Annotated in this window: 18 protein-coding genes and 5 pseudogenes; 9 read left to right on the top strand and 14 right to left on the bottom strand. The window is 51.7% G+C overall.

The window, feature by feature from the left end; genetic code table 11:
- The first annotated feature begins 34 nt into the window (after nucleotides 1-34).
- From hemL to HYG81_RS37650, 3 genes and pseudogenes are all read left to right on the top strand, one after another.
- The gene (hemL, locus tag HYG81_RS37660; RefSeq protein WP_226777757.1) at nucleotides 35-1402 is read left to right on the top strand and encodes a glutamate-1-semialdehyde 2,1-aminomutase; all 1368 of its coding nucleotides are present in this window, start codon (nucleotides 35-37) and stop codon (nucleotides 1400-1402) included.
- A complete protein-coding gene (locus tag HYG81_RS37655) occupies nucleotides 1399-2151 on the top strand; it encodes an MOSC domain-containing protein (protein ID WP_006667311.1) in 753 nt (250 codons plus the stop codon). Before hemL ends, HYG81_RS37655 begins: the two co-directional genes overlap by 4 nt.
- Nucleotides 2152-2371: 220 nt before the next feature.
- Nucleotides 2372-3211: pseudogene (locus tag HYG81_RS37650) on the top strand (IS5 family transposase).
- Nucleotides 3212-3359: 148 nt separating this feature from the next.
- Here the strand turns inward: HYG81_RS37650 and HYG81_RS37645 are convergent.
- Together HYG81_RS37645 and HYG81_RS37640 are read right to left on the bottom strand one after the other, a co-directional pair.
- Nucleotides 3360-3944: a DUF7436 family protein gene (locus tag HYG81_RS37645; protein WP_226777979.1), complete on the bottom strand. Its 585-nt coding sequence runs from the start codon at nucleotides 3942-3944 to the stop codon at nucleotides 3360-3362.
- A 63-nt stretch (nucleotides 3945-4007) separates the two neighbouring features.
- A pseudogene (locus HYG81_RS37640) lies at nucleotides 4008-4160 on the bottom strand (helix-turn-helix domain-containing protein); the annotation flags it as partial.
- Nucleotides 4161-4346: 186 nt separating this feature from the next.
- On the opposite strand from HYG81_RS37640, the gene HYG81_RS37635 reads away from it, so the two are divergent.
- A complete protein-coding gene (locus HYG81_RS37635; RefSeq protein WP_226777756.1) occupies nucleotides 4347-4970 on the top strand; it encodes a small multi-drug export protein in 624 nt (207 codons plus the stop codon).
- A gap of 81 nt (nucleotides 4971-5051) precedes the next feature.
- Nucleotides 5052-5285 carry an AAA domain-containing protein gene (locus HYG81_RS37630; protein ID WP_226777954.1) on the top strand — a complete coding sequence of 78 codons (234 nt, stop codon included), beginning with the start codon at nucleotides 5052-5054 and terminating at the stop codon, nucleotides 5283-5285.
- 379 nt (nucleotides 5286-5664) lie between these two features.
- On the opposite strand, the gene HYG81_RS37625 is transcribed toward HYG81_RS37630, so the two are convergent.
- Both HYG81_RS37625 and HYG81_RS46080 read right to left on the bottom strand, forming a co-directional pair.
- A complete protein-coding gene (locus HYG81_RS37625; RefSeq protein WP_233289924.1) occupies nucleotides 5665-6339 on the bottom strand; it encodes a hypothetical protein in 675 nt (224 codons plus the stop codon).
- 324 nt (nucleotides 6340-6663) lie between these two features.
- A pseudogene (locus HYG81_RS46080) lies at nucleotides 6664-6825 on the bottom strand (DUF8160 family protein); the annotation flags it as partial.
- Between HYG81_RS46080 and HYG81_RS37620 the strand changes: the two are divergent.
- Nucleotides 6821-7183, top strand: a pseudogene (locus HYG81_RS37620) (RNA polymerase subunit sigma-70); the annotation flags it as partial. The pseudogenes HYG81_RS46080 and HYG81_RS37620 overlap by 5 nt on opposite strands.
- Here HYG81_RS37620 and HYG81_RS37615 read toward each other — a convergent pair.
- The 4 genes from HYG81_RS37615 to HYG81_RS37600 form a co-directional block, all read right to left on the bottom strand.
- Nucleotides 7119-7856, bottom strand: coding sequence for an SPFH domain-containing protein (locus tag HYG81_RS37615; RefSeq protein ID WP_226777754.1), 738 nt, complete (start codon nucleotides 7854-7856; stop codon nucleotides 7119-7121). The pseudogene HYG81_RS37620 and the gene HYG81_RS37615 sit on opposite strands and share 65 nt — an antisense overlap.
- A gap of 13 nt (nucleotides 7857-7869) precedes the next feature.
- Nucleotides 7870-8079 carry a histone family protein gene (locus HYG81_RS37610; protein WP_226777753.1) on the bottom strand — a complete coding sequence of 70 codons (210 nt, stop codon included), beginning with the start codon at nucleotides 8077-8079 and terminating at the stop codon, nucleotides 7870-7872.
- 292 nt (nucleotides 8080-8371) lie between these two features.
- Entirely contained in the window at nucleotides 8372-9793 is a 1422-nt protein-coding gene (locus HYG81_RS37605; protein WP_226777752.1) for an argonaute/piwi family protein, read from the bottom strand.
- Nucleotides 9786-11342 carry a hypothetical protein gene (locus tag HYG81_RS37600; RefSeq protein WP_226777751.1) on the bottom strand — a complete coding sequence of 519 codons (1557 nt, stop codon included), beginning with the start codon at nucleotides 11340-11342 and terminating at the stop codon, nucleotides 9786-9788. The genes HYG81_RS37605 and HYG81_RS37600 overlap by 8 nt, the downstream gene beginning before the upstream one ends.
- On the opposite strand from HYG81_RS37600, the gene HYG81_RS37595 reads away from it, so the two are divergent.
- Together HYG81_RS37595 and HYG81_RS37590 are read left to right on the top strand one after the other, a co-directional pair.
- Entirely contained in the window at nucleotides 11317-12192 is an 876-nt protein-coding gene (locus HYG81_RS37595; RefSeq protein WP_226777750.1) for a hypothetical protein, read from the top strand. The genes HYG81_RS37600 and HYG81_RS37595 overlap by 26 nt on opposite strands.
- Nucleotides 12193-12195: 3 nt before the next feature.
- Nucleotides 12196-12969 (top strand): hypothetical protein, encoded by a 774-nt coding sequence (locus HYG81_RS37590; protein ID WP_226777749.1) that lies wholly within the window; start codon nucleotides 12196-12198, stop codon nucleotides 12967-12969.
- Nucleotides 12970-13743: 774 nt separating this feature from the next.
- Here HYG81_RS37590 and HYG81_RS37585 read toward each other — a convergent pair.
- The 6 genes and pseudogenes from HYG81_RS37585 to HYG81_RS37555 all read right to left on the bottom strand — a co-directional run bounded on the left by HYG81_RS37585 (nucleotide 13744) and on the right by HYG81_RS37555 (nucleotide 19504).
- On the bottom strand, nucleotides 13744-14004 hold the full coding sequence (locus tag HYG81_RS37585; RefSeq protein WP_226777748.1) for a HalOD1 output domain-containing protein: 261 nt from the start codon (nucleotides 14002-14004) through the stop codon (nucleotides 13744-13746).
- Nucleotides 14005-14202: 198 nt separating this feature from the next.
- On the bottom strand, nucleotides 14203-14475 hold the full coding sequence (locus tag HYG81_RS37580) for a PadR family transcriptional regulator (RefSeq protein WP_226777747.1): 273 nt from the start codon (nucleotides 14473-14475) through the stop codon (nucleotides 14203-14205).
- A 551-nt stretch (nucleotides 14476-15026) separates the two neighbouring features.
- Complete coding sequence (locus HYG81_RS37570) at nucleotides 15027-15320, bottom strand: PadR family transcriptional regulator (RefSeq protein WP_226777745.1); 294 nt, start codon at nucleotides 15318-15320, stop codon at nucleotides 15027-15029.
- A gap of 656 nt (nucleotides 15321-15976) precedes the next feature.
- Nucleotides 15977-18187 (bottom strand): MFS transporter, encoded by a 2211-nt coding sequence (locus tag HYG81_RS37565; RefSeq protein WP_226777744.1) that lies wholly within the window; start codon nucleotides 18185-18187, stop codon nucleotides 15977-15979.
- Between the two features lie 257 nt (nucleotides 18188-18444).
- A pseudogene (locus HYG81_RS37560) lies at nucleotides 18445-18644 on the bottom strand (hypothetical protein).
- 314 nt (nucleotides 18645-18958) lie between these two features.
- Nucleotides 18959-19504 (bottom strand): hypothetical protein, encoded by a 546-nt coding sequence (locus HYG81_RS37555; RefSeq protein ID WP_226777743.1) that lies wholly within the window; start codon nucleotides 19502-19504, stop codon nucleotides 18959-18961.
- Between the two features lie 634 nt (nucleotides 19505-20138).
- Between HYG81_RS37555 and HYG81_RS37550 the strand changes: the two genes are divergently transcribed.
- A complete protein-coding gene (locus tag HYG81_RS37550) occupies nucleotides 20139-20420 on the top strand; it encodes a hypothetical protein (protein WP_226777742.1) in 282 nt (93 codons plus the stop codon).
- Nucleotides 20421-20859: the final 439 nt, after the last annotated feature.

Raw genomic sequence — 20859 nt, 5'->3', positions numbered from 1 at the left:
ACAGACCCTTTAGAAGCTACCGCCAAGAAGAGATATGACTCAGAACCGAAACGAGAGCCCCTCCTACCAGCTATACGATCGAGCGCTCGAGTCGTTAGTCGGCGGTGTCAACTCACCCGTTCGGGCTGATCCACAGCCGACCCCAGCATTCGTCGATTACGGTGACGGTAGCGACATCGTCGACGTCGACGGTGATCGGTACCGTGACTACATCATGGGATACGGACCGCTGCTCCTCGGTCACGACCTCCCCGACCCCGTCCGAGAGGCGATTTCGGAGACGGTCGCCGACGGACCGATGTATGGGATCCCGACCGAGATCGAAGTCGAACTCGCGGAGTTCGTCATCGAGCACGTCGAGAGCGTCGAGCGACTCCGATTCGTTAACTCCGGAACGGAAGCGACTGCTGCGGCCATCCGACTCGCTCGAGGCTATACCGGTCGCGACAAAATCGTCGTGATGCAGGGCGGCTACCACGGCGGCCACGAGTCGGTCCTCGTTGAGGGGAATCTCGGCGATCGGGGGCCAAGCAGTGCAGGTATCCCGGAGACGTTTGCCGAGGAAACGATTCCAGTCCCGTTCAACGACGACGAAGCACTTCAGGAGGTCTTCGATCGGCACGGCCCAGATATTGCGGCAGTCGTGACCGAACCGCTGTTGGGTAACTGCGGGATCGTCCTCCCGGTCGAAGGCTACCACGAAACGATCCGAGAGCTCTGTGACGAATACGGCTCGCTGTTCATCTTGGACGAAGTGATCACCGGCTTCCGCGTCGGCGGTTTGCAGTGTGCGCAGGGTAAGTACGGCATCGAACCGGATCTCACGACGTTCGCGAAAATCATCGGTGGCGGGTTCCCGGTGGGAGCGATCGGTGGCCGAGCGGAACTCATGCAAGAATTCACGCCGATGGGTGACGTCTTCGAGTCCGGCACCTTCAACGGGCATCCGGTGACGATGGCCGCCGGGCTCGAGACGCTTCGATTCGCGAAGGATCACGACGTCTATTCGCACGTCAATGACCTCGGCAAACAACTCCGGTCCGGATTAGTAGATATCGTCGAGGAGCACGCGCCCGAGTACACCGTTGCGGGCACGGATTCGATGTTCAAACTGCTGTTTACCCGCGAGGCGCCCGAGACGTTCGATGGCCACTGTCAGGCCGGATGTGTACAGGATCCGGACTGTCCAAGATTCGACCTGTGTCCAAAAACTGGTGCGGACGTCGAAGCCGGCGAGACCGATCGCTGGAAGCGAACGTTCTGGCCGGCAATGGCCGATCGAGGTGTGTTACTCACGCCGAACCAACTCGAGAGTCAGTTCGTGAGTTATGCTCATACTGAGGACGACATTGACCGAACACTCGACGCCTATCAGGACGTTCTCTCAACGAGAGATCGATGACAGTCGTTACTGACGCATACGTTCGGTCGATTCAGGTGGGAACGCCAGCCACCTACGGGAGCGAGGATGCCTCAGATCCAATGGATCGACCGTGGGAAACAGCCTTCTTCAAAGATCCTATTGAGGGTGACTGCTTCCTCGGTGAGACGAATCTCGAGGGAGATCAACAGGCAGATCTCGAACACCACGGTGGGCCCGACAAAGCCGTTTGTGTCTACCCCATCGAACACTACGAGTACTGGGCCGACCGGCTCGATCTGGATCTCGGTACCGCTGCGTTCGGTGAAAACTTTACTATCGAGGGGCTCACCGAACAGGAGGCGTGTATCGGAGATGTCTTCGGCGTCGGTGATGCGACCGTCCAGATCACGCTCCCACGATCCCCGTGTTGGAAGCTGGCTCGTCGATGGCGCGTTCTCGAGTTAGCGATGCAATTTGAGGAGACGGGATACACAGGGTGGTTCCTGCGTGTTCTTGACACCGGAACCGTCTCGTCTGGACAAAAGATACATCTCGTTGACCGTCCGCACCCGGAGTGGTCAGTTGCCCGCGCGACGAAGGTCCGATACCGGATGCCCGACGATCGAGAACTCGCTGGCGAATTGGCGTCGCTTGACGCCCTCGGCGACAGCTGGACCGAAAAGCTCCGCCATCGAGCGGAGACTGGAGAGCAGATGTACTCGAAAGCACGTGTTATTGGTCCGAATGCGGCGGACGCTCCGTTCGATAACCGCGAAGAAAACCATTGATTCTGGTGAACAATCCCGACTACGGGGGCCACGTTTACGCCTCGACAGTTGATGGAGGGGCCGTGAGCATCCTTCATGAACACCAGAGCGTGTCATAGAATCCTTCACAAGTCGTTGTTTCACCAGCGATGTCGGTGAATTGATCGCTATGTAGAGTTATGAACTGAAGGCTCTGTTGAAATCCTTAGTGAGTTACAGGTTCAGTCGGTAGTGTGAGTAGATGCAGACCCTCCCAAAGTCTCGGTTGCTCCGGTTTGTCGAGGAAGCATTTCAGTTACCGCAACGTGCCGTAGCTCGATACTCCTCGAAATTTTCGAAAAACGCTATACGCTCCATCAGCACATCGTTCTCCTCTGTCTCAAAGTTCGGAAGGACACAACGTATCGTACACTCCTCGACGAACTCATCGAGATGTCCCGTATCCGGAACGCGATCAATCTCACTGAACTGCCTGCTCCATCAACACTGTGCAAAGCGTTCGATAGACTCGATATGGCTGTCTGGCGAGTGCTGCTCAATCTCTCTGTTGTTCCCGACCAACGGCGTTGCGGGGATTGATGCTTCGGGATTCGACCGCAGTCACGCCTCAAAACACTACACGAAACGGGCCAAACTCACGATTCAGCAACTCAAAGTAACACTGCTCGTCGATTCCAAAGTGAACGCAGTCCTTGATTTACGCGTGACGACGACACGAAAACACGATAGCCAGATCGCTCCGTCGTTGATCAAACGCAACCCCGAGATTAGCGACATCCTGCTCGGGGACAAAGGCTACGACGACCAGAAAATTAGGCAGCTTGCCCGTCAACACGAGATTCGTCCACTAATCAAGCACCGTGAGTTCACATCGCTTCACAAGGCATGGAACGCACGCTTAGACGCCGACCTCTACGGCCAACGGAGTCAATCAGAGACAGTCAACTCAACGCTCAAGCGAAAGTACGGCGCGTTCGTCCGTTCACGACGCTGGTGGAAGCAGTTCCGGGAACTCGCTCTTGCGTGTATCGTCCACAATCTTGCCAAGCAATCTAACGACCAGTACAGAGCGTGTAGTTAACGAAGAAGAACCCGAGTTTGCTGAGAGTTGTGAAGAATATTGCTATAAATAGAGGACCAGTACCAGCAGACTATTTGTCTGTCCTAGCTCACAAACAGCGAAATAACGGGTAAACACAACAAAGGTACGGGATGAGGAAGTTGGTGAGTCACATACTTTCTGGGAGCGTCTCAGCTTCCCGCCAATACGCTGTGAATTCGTCTATCAACTCTTCGATAAGGGCGTCTTCGGTTACGTGGATCGTTCCCAGAGGTCGTGAGCGGGCAAACGGATCAGTCACGTACAGGTACAGGTCGCGCTGATCGATCAGATCGAAGTTTGCCGTGACAGATGGATGGAGCCGCGTTTCGACCGACTGGCCAGTGGCGCGTAACAATTGCAGTAACTGGTCTCCCTCATCGGACAACTGCTCGGACAGGAGAATGTGAACGCGAATCGAGCCGTTCGCTACTGACTCTAACCAGCGTTCGAGGGGCTCGATAACGGTCAGAAACTGGTGTACTACTACCGAATCACCGACGATCAATACCTCATCAGAGGCATCCGAAAAGCGCTCGATTTGAGCGTGGACGAACTCAATTTCGGAGTCACGCGACCTGGTCTCCCAAAACCGTCCATCGGTCGGTGGCTGACTGCCAAGCTGTGAACGAAGCTCCGCTGCGACGTTCTCGTAGCGAGTTCGTTCGACCTCAAGGTCTCGTTTCCGGTTACGGAGCAGACGATCGATCGCCATCTCGGAGTCGATTGGTGAGTAGACTCGCGGATGAGTTTCTGGATTACAGTGGACAAGATCGCGTGATTCGAGTCCATTTAGTACATCATGGATCCTCCCCATCGGTACACCGCTTTCCTCAGACAGTTCCTCAGCAGTAGCTGTTCTCACGCTGAGCAGTGCTCTATAGACCCGTTCCTCGTAGCTCGATAAGCCGAGATCCCGAAACGACACCATACTGAATGGAGGGAAGCGAGATAAATAAATGATAGTACCGTTTCGACCCTGCCTCGTGGTAGCACGGAAGAGCAGATACCTCCCGGCTCGATCATCAATATTCTCAGAGAGATTTAATATATAAACATATACAAAGTTTCAGATTGTTTGAGTATTGACATATGTGCTGATAGCGTACCGGTCGTTATGATCCGAGAACAGCTCACTGAACTCTGGCGTCGATTCGGTACAACACACCCGTTACTATGGGGGCTCACTATCGGAATCGGCTTGCTCATCACTCTTGCTGTTGCTGCAAGCACTGATTTGCTCGCTCTTCCTACGCTCGAATCCGAGAATGTAAGCGATCTCATTCGTCAAGCCAACGGGACCGTGCAATACATCGTAATTTTCGTAATGGCAGCAGTACCAGTACTCGAAATCCTCGTCGTGGTTCCCATCGGAATTGGACTTGGGTTAAATCCTCTTGCAGTAGCGTTATTCGCCTTTCTTGGGAATGTGCTTCCGGTTTACGGGATTATTGTTCTCTACGACCGGCTGAAAACGTGGTGGGAGGACTGGACTGACTCGAACTCTGGCCCCTCGAAGCGGAGAAAACGAGCACTAGAATTGTGGAATCGCTACGGACTTCCTGGTCTTGCGCTCGTCTCGCCAGTTGCGACCGGCGTCCATCTGGCTGCGGCTATCGCCCTTACTGTTGGATCGAGGAAACGCTCCGTCGCAGTTTGGATGACTGCTGCGATTGCTCTGTGGACGATTCTGCTCACAGCGGGTGCATACTACGGAATTGGGTATATTACGGGACTATGAGGAGATTCAGAATGTAGATCAGTAAGTTGGCCCACCGCGTAGGATATGCACATGTAGTGTACGGTATATTCACGTAAATAAATCTCTAAAGAAGAGGATTTCAACAGAGCCTCATTTACTCGATCCAACGACCAAGGGAGGATTGGCTTTCTCGGAAACAAAAACGGCAAACGGAGACTCAATGTCGCTCTGACCCGAGCCAAAGGATATTGCGCCTTAGTCGGAGATTGGACTACTCTAACAAAAGGATCTGAGATGTACAAACGCCTCTATGACTATGTTGATAAAAATGGTGTGGTGAAAGAAGTGATTTGAATCAGTCAACGGGAAACCGCCTACATTGGACACCCCACATTCCAAATGATAATACGACGCATTAGCAGCCCAAACCAAAGATTTCCACGAATAACTAAATTGAGAATATAGTGGCTCTGTTGAAACCCTCTTCTTTAAATCTGCCTTCACGTGAACTCACTGTACACTACACGTGCGAACTAACAGCTTCTATCCCTGTAACATAGGACTGGGAGAGTCCTATTTCAAAATAGCCTCAAATTCAAAGGCACCACACTGACACCCATCTTTTCGCCCGGCCGGGTGGATCTTGTTATCGGGAAGTATCCGCGTAGAATAGACTGCATTGCACTCACAGCATCTCGCAATGACTTTCACCCGATCATCTAAGCCGCAGATTTCAATCGGGAGAATCAGCAAGGGACTCCATCGGTGCTTCTTGATCAAACATATACATTCCGTATTCCGGTCGTTCGAATCCTGGAAGGTCATCATAGAGACGTTCAACTGTAGATGCCCAGAGCGCCTCGGCGGAACTGTACGCATCGGGATGGCGATCGTACAGTTGCCTCCTCAGTTCGCTTGCTCCGAGTGGTCCTTGCTCGCCTAGGAGATGAGCAGCATCCACTAAAACAGTGCGAGCGTCGTCACTCTGTGGTCCATTGTTGTCGAGCCACCGTTTAAAATTGTCGAGGACACGCTGTTCCTCAGCTGATAGCTGGCTCTCTTTTGGCTGTTCTGTCGGCGTCGGATGGTGATCTGTAGGGGAATCATTCGGTGTTGAACTCACGGGTGGAGAGGAGTCTGTTGGTTGATCAGCATTGAGGTGGAGCTGTTCGACCTCTTCCTCGAGGTCGGTGATCCGTTGCGTGAGTTCATCATGATGGTCGGCCAGTTCCTCAATGGTCTGTTCAATCTCCTCGACTCGGGTGCTATCGGTCGTCGCGGATGAATCGTCTGCCGTAGCCATCTGGCGGATATCCGGGCGATTCAACAGGAGATGGCGGATGTACTCCGACCGGCTACTAAATCCAGATTCCTCTGCTTCGGTATCCAACTCTTCGAGAAGATCCATTGGTAATCGAAGTGTAATCGGTTCCATGGTAGATCAACTACGTAGGTAATGAGCCTGCTCGCTCATAATGATGCGTAGTCTATCCGGCATTGGATAGAATACTGTGTTCTTACGTAATTGAATCGATGTCGGGTGAGGTACAAGAGAAACCATCACATAGTCTTATACGATCTGATATTAGACCTGGATATTTGCCGAGATATTCTGTAGAAGAAAACTCGTGAACGCTTCGTGTCATTCGCAACTTAACTCCCATGCCTCCACCTGCGGATTACGCTCCCGCACCAAAATTGAGTCAACCTGTAATTCCGGCGCTCACCGCTACTACTCGTCGCCAATTTTAGAAAGTCGATTCTGGAGTTCATCAGTATCCGCTTCAGAGAGCGCCTCAAGTCCAAACTGCACAAGGAGCGGATAGAAATGGCGGTTCTTCTTGAACTCGTCCTGACCCGCTTTTCGGAGTTTCAGTTGGAACTCGAGATATGACCGCTATGACGACGGTCTCTCAATAGTTTACGACCGCGTGAGAGATACAGCACGCGAACTCGTCGCTGCCAGCGCCAGCGTCAGTCCACCCTCGATTGAGGAGGCGTACGTCCTCCCATAGTTCGGAGACTGGCTGTTCACCTTCACGCGGATCGACGCCATCTACGTATGGATACAGGGCGGCTACCAAGTCGGCCGAGGCCCCGATGACTATCCGCTGTCCCTGGCTATCCGCAAGCAAGACGTCAACGTCTGGGAGGCGTTTTTCGGGTCGTTCGACCTTCCCACTACATTCAAACGGCTTCCCCGAGACCAGCTCCCAGGACCACTGCAGATCGTCCTTGAGCCTCGAGGATCTGGGCTTTCTTCTTACCTATCGCTTCTTGAATCGCGGCTTCTTTTTCACTTGTAGCCTCAATTTTCATGACCTCAGCCCGATCTTGAGCAGCATCTTTCTCATTCTCGGCTTTCAGTATCTCGTTCATCGAGTCCTGCACGTCTTTTGGAGGTGTGATCTCCTCCATTTCTACACGGACAACATTGATACCCCACTTCTCGGTTTCTTCATCCAGCTGCTCCTGCAGTTTGCTGTTAAGCTTAGCTCTCTTGTAGTTGACCTCCTCAAAGCTTATCTCACCGATTACGTTTCTAGCCGTGGTACGGGCAAGAGAGCCAATCTGTCTTTCGTAGTCATCAGCTGTGTAGGCAGCGCTCTTGACACCGTCTTCGTTATCTCTTACTTGGTAGTATACGACGAGATCAACACCTGCGTTCAAGTTATCCTTCGTAATCATATCGCTGGGACTGATGTTGGCGCTCTGCTCCGCTACCTTGACCTTCTTGATCGTATCGATCACAGGGGTCTTAAGGTGGAAACCAGGGCTTCGGAAGCTCTTGTATTCGCCAAACCTTTCGTAGAGTCCTCTATGTTCTTCGTCAATGATTTTGAAAGCTGATCCACCGAACAACAGAGTACCTACAACTACGGCCCCAGGTATTGCGATAGAAGAGATTAGACTGATTGGCTCCATTTCTCGACCCTCTCTACTCTATTGCTAGCTCGATGTCTTCGCCTTGGATGGTTCTCCTATCTGCGTGTCTTGCTCCCTCAGCTGCCTGATCAGCGATATCTTCAGCGACATCTTCGAGATGTTCGTTTAGATTTTGAACGGCTTCTTCTGAAATTCTCAAATCGGATCTATTCTGAAGCAGTCTCATGACTGCCTTATTTGGTAACGCTGTATCTCGTTCCATTGTATCTAACAATTACAAAACACTATTTATATAACCAATCCTCGAACCAACCCAACCAGAGAACACCGTCCTCAACAAAATCCCTCTCTAAACACTCCAAGAACAGTTACCGAAGTACTCTACAGAAAGCCGCTAACCACGGATTTCATTTTCTCAACAGCCGACCTCACCTCGGGCCTCACCATCAGAACAATAGGTGCTACAGGCCGAGAAAGACAATACAGTCAAGACCAAATTTAACATAGCTACTAAACCCGTTCTCCCAAATACGACCCCTGAAGCCTACTCGATCTCACATATAGTAGTAGTACTGGGGTTTGACCGTTATCCCTCTCTTATCTGCCTCCGCTAAGATCGCACCAACAGCCTGTGCAACACGGATTGTCACTGGCTTCTTCTTCGCAAAGTCAGAGGTATTCCAATCCAATTTCGTGAACGAGAGTATCTCCTCACAGATATCGTTGTACGAGCTGTGACAGACCTCCGGATCTGGTTCGACCGTGATCGGAGCGGGAATACGCGGACCAGGATACGTCTGGATAGCGGGAGTATAGCCCTGAGTATAGAGATAATGCTTGTTCTCACCCTTAGGAGTGACTACTGTCCCGCGAAGCGGCGGATAATTACCTGAGCTATACAACCTAACCGGATCACCATCACGTACTGTGACGAAATCCAGCTTATCGATATCCCCTGTACCGCGTTTGAATCCTTCTCGTTCCTCCGGCTTGAACCGGGAAGTTTTGTGGAGTACGAACCGGCTGGGTTCGGCTCCTCGACGCTTCCGTTTGTACTGATCCAGAATCTGGCCAACGATTTCCTCTGCACTTTCTTCTGTCAAGTGGTTGTTCCCTGTAGACTCATCTCTGATCGCCTGACCGCCCCGCAGTACGAAGCTCTCCCCTGTCCCCAGGAACACCTGTGCGAGTGAAGCCCTTGTCTGACTCTTATCACCGTGCCGGACACGGTAGAACGAGATACCTGCATAGCACGTATCGTTGTCCAAGTACCCCAGTTTCCAAGGATGACCCTCATGGGACTTGTAGAGCATCGCCACGGCCAGATTCCAGGCGACCTCAGCTTTCTCCTGTCCCTCATCATCACTGAACCGAAGGGAACTCGGACGGATCAATTGGGTGGGAAGATCATACTGGAGGCCGAATGTCTTGATCCGGTCATGGAAATCAGTATCACCTGCCTTCATCTTCTCCTTGCTCTTGTCCGGGTGAGTACAGGCTTCCTCGATCTCCTCCGGTAGTGAGATAACAAGTACATTTGGAGGAGGATCATCCCCGGCAAGGTCCTTAACATAGATCTCCATCAGATCTAACAGAGTCTCTACACTCTGATCAGTGGTAGGCTCGTCAGTAACGAGATCGATATCGCTCTCTGGCATCTCCCACGTCCACCGATCCAACATCGTGAAACTAGCCCGGAAAGGAGAATCCGCACCCAGTGCCGGGAAAGGAGGTTTGTTCCTCTGAGGATCTTCTTCTTCCCTGGGGATTACCGTCTCCATCTCAGTGAACAACCGTTTGACCGCACTGATAGAGTGACTGGTCCCGATAAACCCGACATAGATATCGTTGTGATTCTTCCCCTCGCCTGGCGACCACGGCCCGTGTTTTAGTAGGCCGGCGCGTGGATCCTTCGCTTCACCGCTACCAAATTTCAAAGACGGTTCTCCTAGCCAGTGTGCATCGAAGTTAGTCATCTTGCTCCCCCAGTTTCTGCTGAACCGAATCAGTATCCCGAGTATCGATTTCCTCCCGTATACCTGCTGGACTCTTCCTGATCGATATTTCAGTTATCCTCCTAAACCCGATCTTCTGATCACTGGTATCTTTGGACCGGTTGTGGATACCCAGGATCTTCCTCCAGTGATTGTATCTGCTATACGTCTGGCTGTTGTTGTAACGGTGCTGTGGAAAGTTATCATGGAGGATTCCCTTTCTCTCCCCTCTAACCAAAGTCATGTGCTCCCCGTTGTCTGTGAAGTGGTCCTTGATCAGGACGAAGAGAAAGTAGTCATCGTTCAAACGTCTCACGTTCAGCTGGGCCGTCCGGTGACGAACAAACCTGGATGAGGCATCATCGAATACTCGAGAAACCTGCTGTCCCATGACCTCCTCAACCTCTTTCTCTAGCGGTCCATGCTCAAACATCAGGTAGTAATCGCTACGGTACCTGAATGCCCCACAATCGTCCAACTTGTGCTTCTCCACAGTCTGCCTGCAAATCTCTCGGGTTAATAAGGACGAAGCTAGATCTGTGTTCTCCTCGTCCCTAGCCCACTCTTCAAAAGACTCTGCTGAAACCGTGTCCATCTCCACGACTGCCTCTACGTACTCTGGGAAATCTTGTGGCGGCAGTAGACTAAATACCTTGTTCGACCGGAATCGCACTGCTTCAGTGTCCTCAATCAGATTTGTGACCTCTTGGAAGAAGTTCGGAACATCCACGTTCCCGATGTAGATGTTATCCGGAGGATCCGTTATCTCCGCGAAATTCGGTTTTAGCTCTTCCCGCTTGTTAATCGGTTCTCTTTCTTCAGTAAAGGTGCCATGTTCGTACCGATCACTGCGTTCCAGTTCCTCAGTCGCCTGTTTAACCTTCTCAGGCGACATCTGATGGACAGTCGTGATCTCAGTAACGAAGTGGTTGAAATCCTCATACGGGTAGCTGTTGAACTTGTCCTCTTCAGCCTCGTCTAGTTTTGCATCTTCCTTAATCCGTTGATAGAACTCCTCAACAGCCTCATCTTTCTGCTTGACAACTTTGAAAATCCTCTCCCATTTCTCTGGCGCTCTGAGATAACGCACAAAAATATGCACATCAAACGGATGCTCCTCTGAACGCTCCTGATACTCTATCAGATACCGAGCGAACTCAGCTAAGAAGTCAGGGTCAGTCCGAGTCAGCTTGGTATCCTTCGTCTCGATCCAGAGATCCAGATTCCCATACTCGTGGGGCCTCCGGATAATCAGATCAGACGTAATGCTGTCATCCTTAGAATCCGCAATAACATTGTATTCACGGGACTCCCAGTACCTGCGAACAAGATCCTTATAAAGTTCTCCGTGATGGTGGCTTGCCTCTCTCCCACCCTGATGGTTCCGAAACATTACTGAATCTGTCTGTAGAACTACGGCGACGTGATAAGTTCGTTTGGGTCTTTTAAAGAACTCGATCTCATGTAGACAAACTACAAGTAATTCGCTCTCAGAGAAGTTAGCAATGAGTTCAGAGGATCCCAGCAACATTGAGCTGGGAGACGTCGCTGCCATCCTTTTCGACGAGTTTGGAAGATCCAGCACGATGGACGCAAAGACCTTCCACAAAACAACCTATTTCATCGAGAAGAAAATCAACGACTACGGAGGCGACTTCGTCCTCCCCTACTTCTGGTACAAATTCGGGACAATGACTCTCACTCAAAATAGTCCCGTCACAATCCAATACGACGAAGAAGAATCAGAAGTCCTCTGCTCCAAAAGGACCAGTGACCTATCACTGACAGCACAGCAAGAAGATATCATCCGAAACGCCACTCAAGACGTACTCGAGGTCCACAATGATATCGGGACTGAGGGGCTCACAGAGACAATGTATGAGGAAGCTCCTTATGACGCCCAGAGGAAATACCGAAAACTGGACGACTTCATCCAGTGGCAGCTCTACAAGAAGGACGAATCCGAGACAAGTTTTGAACGGGATGAAATCCACCGATACGTCAACGAGTTCATCGATGCTTTCCCAGAAAACGAATATCCCCAGTACGTGAATGAGCTCTACCTGTGGTATGATCTCCTAAGCAATCGACTCAACGATTCAGAAACAACGCTGGGAGATATCGAAGAACTGGTCGAGATCTTCTGGTCCATCTTCACCTTGGAACTTGCAGTCAATATTGACACCGGCCTCTCTAAAGAAGAAGTCCAACGCGAACTAGGGATAGGAGACCTGGTGAACCGAAAGCAGTACTTCAGAAATGAACTCCATGAGCAGGAGCGCAAATACTTATACATCGAGGATGAGAGTCCGCACTTAGTCGAAGCAGCAGATACAGTAATGGCATCTCAACTGGACTTCACTGAGGTCAGCGCAGATTAAGAAATGGCGAGCTACTACGTCGATACGAACGTCCTTGTTGGATATACCTTCCTGCACAACCGGTGGCAAGATCACACCCGACGCCTGATGGCCTCAGAGAACACTCTGTATGCGGGTGACACCGTCCTCTACGAGTACTGTGTAAACGTTGGTTACGGACCAAGGGACGGAGAGCCCCTAGACTGGTCACAGGAAGACGGTGTCATCGGCAAAGAAAAGCGGAAACTTCGGAAACGAAAGCGGTTCACATACCTCGAACTCAAGACTCGAGATGACCTGAATCCTGAAACAGTCTCCAAAATCTTCATCGAAAAGTTCGACGTCGAGGAGCAGATCGAGCACAAGGCTAAGGAGTACTTCGAGAAAGAACTCGACCAAGACTGTACCTTGGATGACGTTGAGAGCAGCCTAAACAAACTTATCAACCGGATCAACAGCACCGCTATCGATCGGAAAGACGAGGTACGGAAACGAATCAAGATACGCCGACGTCGAAAGGAGAAGGATTACACCACACCCTGCTCTCAGATGAGTAGAATAATCGACGGTGAGGAAGACGAATACTCCCCCGACGCAGAAGTCCTCACTGACGCGATGGACCTAAAAGACAGATTTCTCATTGATACCGTTGTAACCGGTGACAAGGGTGATATGATTTACAACAAGAACAAAATCGAGCCGATAACCCGGTTGAACCTCGTCTACCTCAAGAACAAGTTCGCCAACGAGGATCCGGAAATCGATGAAGAGATCCCTATAGACCAAGACCTAGCCTAACCATTCTATGACTAATACGACATACGCACCTAGTCCAATCAAATGCCGCGAATGCGGCGAAGAACTCGAAACAATCGAGAAAGGCCACCTACAAAGCCAAAACTGCACTGGAAACGTAGACGATGTCGAAGACTACCGGGGAAAGCATCCAGACGCACCTACCCGATCCATCGAGATGCGGGACAAGATTAGTGACAGCCTATCAGTTGACTAACGGAACAGAGATTTCGTCTTCTCAATAGCCGACCTCATTCCGGACTTAGCCTTATCCCACCGAGAACGATTGTACTCACGTCTAAACTCCCGAAGCTCCTCCCGTACTTTCCGTGTCTCTTCCCTTCAACCAGCACCGCGCGCCAACCTGCCCGAAGCGAGCAGCCAGCACTCAAGCCGGTTTCGTGTCCGTCGACTGAGCGACCACTGGGAGTGAGGGAGACGCAACCGAAAGCGAGCTTGGTGCTGGCGCCGAGGGCACATGCATTTTAGCCCGGCAGTCCGCCCGCTACTGCAGGCAGACCGCCAGGAATGGTCGGTCGCGAGCGACGCGGAGGGCGGCAGTGGCGAGCGGGGCAGGCCGTTACGTACCACTAGTCAACCGACTATATCGCTCGGCGAATCAGCCACCACCTTGGTCGGACTCAGACAGGGCGCGGCCGCCTCAGTCGTCCCCCGACCCCGCTAGCACCGAGTGAAACGAGGCGCGCAGCGTGGGTCGCGGGATGCCGAGCGGCCGCGGGCTTTCAGGGATGGTCTCAGACGTCGATCGTAATCTCGCTACTGGTCCGCTGAGCAGCACTCTTCGTCGATTAGGACATCGACGCTTTCCGGTGTCACCGCGAGCCGAATCCCCTCTACTGTGAACTGTACTTTGATGTCACCGTCTGACGAGTTCAAAACCTGCTCGAGCGCCTCGACGTCGACGGAATCATTCAACTGATACTCGTGCCGATCCAGCCCACACGCTTCGAGCGTCTCAATGATATCGACGACGAGGTTAGGAGAGGCTCCAGAACCGTTCGATGATGAGTGATCCATCTGAACGCCCGGTGCTTAGAGAGGTTAGCGTGTAAAGACAGGGGAATCAACTACAGTTGCTTGAAGATCCTCCGACCCGCTCCGGCAGGATGAATGTGACGTCACTCCGGCGGGCGAATTGACGACCAGACCGGTGATCGGGATAGTCGCGCGTAATTCGCTACTTGAGCCAGTGCGAAGCCGTCACCGGTACAGTAGCTACTCGATATACTGTGATTCCCACGCTCGTCGGTCCTCGATAGCTTCTTCGCCGTCTTTCGTGATTGCGTAATAGTTTGTTCGCCTATCGAGCTGCCCTTTTTTGACCAAGTCCTTGTTGACGACGGTATCGAGATTCGGATACAGCCGGCCGTGATTGATCTCGTGACTGTAGTACTGATCGATTTCTTCTTTCACGTCCTGACCAGACGGTTGGTTAGCACCAGCGATCACGTATAGCAGGTCTCGTTGGAACCCTGTGAGATCATCCATGTCGTGGCAATTCAATCGTTCTGATGTTTGTTATCAGATCTGTACATGGCTGTATGTCAACGCTAGAGGCCATCTCTTTACAAGTTGACTGGAGAGGCTCACAGGGTGTTCAGCCTGTATGTTTGTCTATATGCTATGTAGACCGGTCTCTCATGCGGACTCCTAACTTCCGAATGTCTCTCCAAGAACTCATAGCATCTCCAACAGGGAATACAATTAAGCAGTATCGTATTGAGCGTTATATGTGAAGGTGAAGTGACACATGTGTCTGGCCGATGACCCTCGTCCCCCGCTTCCCGAGTGGATCATTGAGGTGTACGCTGTCCTTTCTGCTGGGATATCGAACTCGAACACCGAAGACAGTAACCACCAGGTCCCGTCAATCGATCGAGATCGGGCGATCGATATCCTTTGCACAACTGACCAACTAACACTCGAGCCAGCGGATGCAGAGCATGCGATCACACGGCTTCTCGAGCGCGGGTATTTTTACGAAGTCGGCGCTAAACTCCGCGTGACTCTCCCATCTGCGGAGTGAAGATGTTGCTCCGTCACTTGGATTCGGAGCGGAAGTCGCTCACGTACTGGTCTTCCCACTTGCGACGGGCTTCGAGTTCACGGTGGCCGCGGGCCGTGATCGTATAGTAGTTCGTTCGGCGGTCGAGTTCTCCCTTCTCGACGAGGCCTTTGTCGACGATCTCGTCGAGGTTCGGATAGAGTCGCCCGTGGTGTATCTCACCTTCGTAGTACTCTTCGAGCTCTTGTTTGATCGCAAGTCCGTGGGGTTCGTCTTGGCCGGCGATCGTATATAGCAGGTCGCGTTGAAAGCCTGTTAAATCGTACATATCTCTTCTGTGTTCTATCAGGGTATAAGAGTGACGAGAACAGGATGTGGAGCGTCTACCGTCGGTGGTTTAGGCGATACGAGATTTGTCAGTTATTGTCGCACGGGTTACCATCTAACTCACTCGTATCAGGATTATCATCGCAATTCAATGTACTATCAAAGTCAGGACTGCAGGTGGAATTGAGATATCGGATTCGGCAGCTATAGAGACGTACGTTCCTTTTTGCGAGCGCATCATAGGATCTGTGTTGACTGTGTCAGCAGGATCACCGCCAAGCTGACTCGCGTAACCGATTGATTTGAGCGAAGTTCGTCGATCAACTCATACCCTGCGCTGTTCGGCAGCTTCGCTGTGCCGCCGAGTCCCTCTAATAACTCCATGAGAACGCTCGTGTAGGTGTTCTTATCCAAGCAGTCGATATGGGTCATTCTGATGTGATCTGTTGCCTGCTTAAGCCGCCGGACGAGCAACTGTGCCGCGTTAGTCTTTCCTCCGTCGGGCGGCCCGTGGATAAGGCCCCACCGACGCGCTGGCCCGACTAGATGGGCTTGAGTAATGAGATTTATTACCGTTTGAATGACTATCCTCTGTGAAAGGGCTCAGCTGAATATCTGATGTATATTCCGCTTGCTCATGCGGTGCTATTCAGATGTTCATACGATCCGGTAGACACTTTTCACCGTAGCCACAATGAAACAAACGAAGAAAAGCACTCCACCCATGAAGATAAATCTCTCACCAAATATGCTTTCGCCAAGAAACCCTGCCGTAGCCATACCTATTGATCCGGTAAACGTAATCGCAAGCCCCATGTCCCCAGCCGTATTCAACGTATCTTCTGTCAAATACTTCTTATAGAATCGTATCCCGCCAACTATCGACCCGAAAAGAACGACGATGGTAGACATAACGGCGAACAGTACTTGGAGAACGATTGGGAGTGCAGGCCCGGGGAGGAGAACACTTCCAACTATCGCAACGAGCGCTAATCCCCCAAGCAGAAGGACAACCCCGCCGACAATTCTGACCGATTTCTTTTCTTCCCCTTCCAAATTCAGATTTTGTTTCAGGGTTGGCAAAAGGGCTGATCGGATAAGATAATCGCCGACGAACGTCAAAACACCCACACTACCAAATAGAAGTAACAGCAAACTCACGTCCGACTCAAGTAAGAACCCGCCTACAAGCATCCCGACCGATGCACTGGCAACGATCGCGGTCGTCATTTGCTCAGTTAGGACGGGCTCTTCGCTTCCATATCGATTTTTGAACCCTCTCGCCCCTTCTAACACGACACCTAACAAGAATACGGCTGCTGAGATAGCCCCAAGGAATGCTCCTATGTCGGATGCTGTCCACGAGGCGATGAAACTGTTTGTACTACTGTCGCTCGTTATCTCGTTGCTTGTCTCTCTATCCTCACTGCTGTCACTCCTTCCCCCATCTCCACCATCACTTCCGCTGCTGGGATTGACTGCGTTTTCGCCCCCGTCGCTACTTTGTTCCTCAGTTGGTTCACCACTGCCGTCAGTGTTCTCCTGACTGCCGTCAGTATCCTCGTCACTGTCGCTTCCCTGTCCCCACTCAGAATCGTCAAACTTGAGCTGTGCTTTGATCCGTTGCTCTACCCGATCGGCGTCTGCTTCGAAACTACTTGCAATACTCGCATCACCGATGCGTTCCAGATCGAAAACGCGCAACGCGTATCTACCCTCGAGCGAACTATCAATCTCGCTCGTACTGACGACTTCGCCGGTCACTTCATACCGACCGGTCTCAGTCACCGTCGGAACGCTTTGAATCTTGTTGGACACGCCTGCGTAGGTTATCGGCATCTCGCCAGGACTAGTCCCATCGACTACAACACCAGAATGAACGACGATATCATGCGTCACCGGGACACAGATCGGGGGTGACATTGGAACAGCAACCGATTTATCACCACACGATGCGACCGAGGTGAGGTATTCTTGACTAGATGTTGACGACCCGGTGAGATCCGATTCAACCGTGACAATCTCCCCTTCGTAGTCACCACTCCGGATTTCAGCAGGAGAATCGAGCGTCTGACTGTCATAGTTCATGTTGACAAGCACTATGTCGTACCCGGTCGGTTCTGAGGTATCTCCACTGGGTCCATAGATCGGTACTATTGCGATGTCGACCGTCGCAACACCCTCGCCCCAGAACCTTTGGCTAAATGACTGTGCTCGAGCACCCGATTCGGGTACCTGAATCTGAAAGCCACCATTCCGCTGTGCTGAGTCGTTAGATTCATTCAGCATTCCCCAACTTGCGAGTTCGCCTGGTGTCTCTTGAAAGAGGTCGCTGGATAGGCCACCAGGTTCGGCAAAGTATCCAATTGTCTGTTGACTCGAGACGGCTGATGAGGGTTTGGCTGCAAGGGAAACGACTGCCGTTGAAGCCTCGAGCCGCACGACCTCATATTCGTGTTCTTGGGGCTTCTCATCTAAGTCGTCGAATGAAACTGGTGTTCCACCCGTTTTGACCTCAAAATCATCCGCGACGATGATACTCCCGGAAACCTCGGCGGCCGAGAACGATCTTCCGTCGATAGTTGCTTCCCCTGCCGGAATGGGTTCAGAACTGAATACGATATGCCGGTCATTGTTTGAGTCGATGACGACTGTTGTCTCGCTAGGAGGTTCTATCCCGAACTGCTCGAGCGTTGATTTAATCTTGTCGAAATTCTCGATATTACTGTCAGTGACCGGCCCATATGAAATTCCCGTTGTAGTGTCTCTGAGTTGCGTTGTCGCGGTGGTAGCCGCCACGCTTGAACCAGCAGCTAGAATTGAAACGAGAACGAGTGCCGCGATCGCGACCGCAGTAAGTCGGCGCATTGAGTGATAATATCAATGATGTCGGATAAACATATAGGATTTCGTGAACCAACTCTTGCACCACTCCGCCGTAGTGTATCCTCACTCACGCCTGCGAGGAGTATCTCGTGTAGTTCGTCGACAGGAATCTGCCCACCATCCACGGCGCCACGTTCTGGGTGATACCTCTGATCACCGTCTCCGAGTTGGGAACCGGATCGTCGCCACCGAGAGCTCGGTCGAACTCAGGGACGTCCTGTAGACCGGATCATCTGGCGTCATCGGTCGAGCACCTCGATATCGGGATCCGCATCGGCTGGACCAGCGACCGCTTTCGCACGTTCGAGTTCGCGACGCTTTCGCTGGCTTGACGATCGAGGGCGGCTGCCCGACGACAGCGGTCGGTTCTACCCTTATCGACGACATCGTCGTCATCGATTGTGAAACACTTGCCCCGGTGGTCAATCTGCTCGAGCATCAGAATTCATCCTCCTGAGCTGCGTCTCGAGCGTCCGTCTGCAGGTGGTCGTATTGGACCTCACAGCTGTCCGAACAGAATCGGCCAGCGTACCATGGTTGATCGCGGGCAAGTCTCGTATAGGTTGGTAGTTGACACTCGCTACAGTCGGTCATCTGGCGATACCTCGATTCAGAAAACGAGTCGTCCCACTGGCTAGTGACGCTGTTACTCCATCAATTCTATTCATGGATTGCTGCGGTGGACTCCGTTCGAGCCCCGCACCCCTTCTGGGGGTGATAAACTGTCTCAAGAGACGACTCAATCACTCACAGCTAGTGATCGAATGTGCCGTCCGGGGTAGGAACCAGCCCCATGTGGATCTCGAGGCCGACACGCCGAAGGTGCTTACAGCCGTCATCTGGCTGACATTGCTCGAAATCCGGACAGCTACCCATCTCTCCCTCGATGTCGACGTTGTAGGTGTTTCCGCTCTCACTAATAACCTCGTAGAGGGAACCCACCGAGGCGAAGCTGACGTCCATATTCTCGCTCAGCGTGCGGCAGGTTCGCGGCTCGTCGATTGAGAAGCCACCGGCCTCGAGTGGAGCCGGTGGTGTCTCGCACTGATCGTTGAACACACCACGGCGATTTCGCTCCTGGCCACAGTTTCGACAGCGCAAGTATCGTGTCCGGTATTCGAAGCCGTCAGTAAGATTAATTTCGTATGGTGTTGGTTCCTTACCTGGTGGCCACTCATCGATCGCGATCAGTTCATGTCCGTTCAGTCGAGTGATGTAGCCGGAATACCTCTGCTCTCGGTCACCGGTCTCTCTATAGTCGCGATGCTGCTCGCGATGGATCGGTTGATCTGTACTCATAGGTACTCTTGAGGCACACATTGTCGCGCCTCACCCGTCAGGCACGAAAAAACAGCTTTCAGGTACTCGGTGGTGGAGCTATTTTCTGTATGGGGATCTCAATTCCAGTTTGTTCGAAGTAGCATCCCGAAACCGTTCAATATCTCACGGAAACGGTCCTGTCCCCTGCTGAGGGATATTCTTAACAGGACGATAGCAAAGATTGGAAGCACGAAGTCGCGATGGACGATCTCTCTGGTCCACGGCCACCGCTTCCGGAGTGGATAGTGGATTCGTACAATATCTTTTGTACTCACAGTTATAACTCGGCTGATCCAATCTAGCTTATTCTGCTGATATTGGCCGTTCCAAAGAGTAGAGATAGGAATCATAGACTTATAAATATCTAAATGTTATACAGAATCTGCGCGCTGCAGAAGTCCACAAGTTCCGCGTTCGGATTTCTACAAACCACTAGGTCCCATACCATTAGCGGGGGAAATTTGCCAGCTGGATCAGCGCGTCAGTAGAAACAGACACAAATCGGATATTACAACCTTAGCTAACGAGTGTAGATCCACATTGGAAAACTAGACTCCCACGATAACTTATGGGACTTGAGCACCTACAATTCCGTGTAGACAGGTGACGATCAATGGCAAAACCATTCGGCTACGAGCGCGGTTTGATAAAGTACATCATCAAAACACCATTGACCCTGATAGGGTTCATCTCGATGTATCTCTTCGGCGGTGGAATCCTCTCCCTAGTGAGTAGTCTCTCCCACCTATTCACGGAACGGAGTGTCTTCAAAGCAATTGTCGTCTACTTCTTCTCAGAATACCTTCCACCAACCTCGATCGAGGAAATACTACTCCAAACGGTCGTGGGATCAGTCGCTGCAGGACTTACGTGGTACTGGAAAACCGCCCTCTAACTTCTTTTATTGTCTTCTGGAGGTAGTCCTGGGCAGTATCGCTGGCGGTTTGTGCCAATTGCTCTTCGACCGGGATTGGTTCGTGCTCAAATTTACCGTTCAAGAGACTCTCTTCTATGAGAGTCTGGTTTAGTTCTTTCACGTACCAAAACTCGCAGTCAGGGCATTGGAACGTTTGCTCAACGTCAATCGAGTGTCCCGCCCATCTTTCTACGATGAGTTCACCTTCATAAAACACTGGTCCCCGAAGGATGGTTGCATCAGAAAATGGGTCTTTGGTGTCGTAGTCTCGTTTGCAATCCTACCGGCTATGAGTGAACCGAAAGCCAGCTGGATCTATGCCCTTACTGGGACGGTAGAAAACACTCGATTACAATACTTCACGATATCAAGATCGTCCTACCAAGACGAAATTGATGATCTCCTCCTATCTTGAGTC

Origin of the sequence: Natrinema zhouii (genome assembly GCF_013456555.2) — an archaeon.
Taxonomy (GTDB): Archaea; Halobacteriota; Halobacteria; order Halobacteriales; family Natrialbaceae; genus Natrinema; species Natrinema zhouii.
The sequence above is the reverse complement of the archived record's forward strand: the minus strand, read 5'-3'. Positions and strand labels throughout refer to the sequence as shown.

Excerpts from the sequence above, each read along its gene's own strand:
- HYG81_RS37590 (WP_226777749.1), top strand. The coding sequence starts at position 12,196 with ATGGCGAGCTACTACGTCGATACGAACGTCCTTGTTGGATATACCTTC.
- HYG81_RS37655 (WP_006667311.1), top strand. The coding sequence starts at position 1,399 with ATGACAGTCGTTACTGACGCATACGTTCGGTCGATTCAGGTGGGAACG.
- HYG81_RS37585 (WP_226777748.1), bottom strand. The coding sequence starts at position 14,004 with ATGGATCACTCATCATCGAACGGTTCTGGAGCCTCTCCTAACCTCGTC.
- HYG81_RS37605 (WP_226777752.1), bottom strand. The coding sequence starts at position 9,793 with ATGACTAACTTCGATGCACACTGGCTAGGAGAACCGTCTTTGAAATTT.
- HYG81_RS37580 (WP_226777747.1), bottom strand. The coding sequence starts at position 14,475 with ATGGATGATCTCACAGGGTTCCAACGAGACCTGCTATACGTGATCGCT.
- HYG81_RS37555 (WP_226777743.1), bottom strand. The coding sequence starts at position 19,504 with ATGAGTACAGATCAACCGATCCATCGCGAGCAGCATCGCGACTATAGA.
- hemL (WP_226777757.1), top strand. The coding sequence starts at position 35 with ATGACTCAGAACCGAAACGAGAGCCCCTCCTACCAGCTATACGATCGA.
- HYG81_RS37625 (WP_233289924.1), bottom strand. The coding sequence starts at position 6,339 with ATGGATCTTCTCGAAGAGTTGGATACCGAAGCAGAGGAATCTGGATTT.
- HYG81_RS37550 (WP_226777742.1), top strand. The coding sequence starts at position 20,139 with ATGGCAAAACCATTCGGCTACGAGCGCGGTTTGATAAAGTACATCATC.
- HYG81_RS37565 (WP_226777744.1), bottom strand. The coding sequence starts at position 18,187 with ATGCGCCGACTTACTGCGGTCGCGATCGCGGCACTCGTTCTCGTTTCA.
- HYG81_RS37600 (WP_226777751.1), bottom strand. The coding sequence starts at position 11,342 with ATGTTGCTGGGATCCTCTGAACTCATTGCTAACTTCTCTGAGAGCGAA.
- HYG81_RS37615 (WP_226777754.1), bottom strand. The coding sequence starts at position 7,856 with ATGGAGCCAATCAGTCTAATCTCTTCTATCGCAATACCTGGGGCCGTA.
- HYG81_RS37570 (WP_226777745.1), bottom strand. The coding sequence starts at position 15,320 with ATGTACGATTTAACAGGCTTTCAACGCGACCTGCTATATACGATCGCC.
- HYG81_RS37635 (WP_226777756.1), top strand. The coding sequence starts at position 4,347 with ATGATCCGAGAACAGCTCACTGAACTCTGGCGTCGATTCGGTACAACA.
- HYG81_RS37610 (WP_226777753.1), bottom strand. The coding sequence starts at position 8,079 with ATGGAACGAGATACAGCGTTACCAAATAAGGCAGTCATGAGACTGCTT.
- HYG81_RS37645 (WP_226777979.1), bottom strand. The coding sequence starts at position 3,944 with ATGGCGATCGATCGTCTGCTCCGTAACCGGAAACGAGACCTTGAGGTC.
- HYG81_RS37595 (WP_226777750.1), top strand. The coding sequence starts at position 11,317 with ATGAGTTCAGAGGATCCCAGCAACATTGAGCTGGGAGACGTCGCTGCC.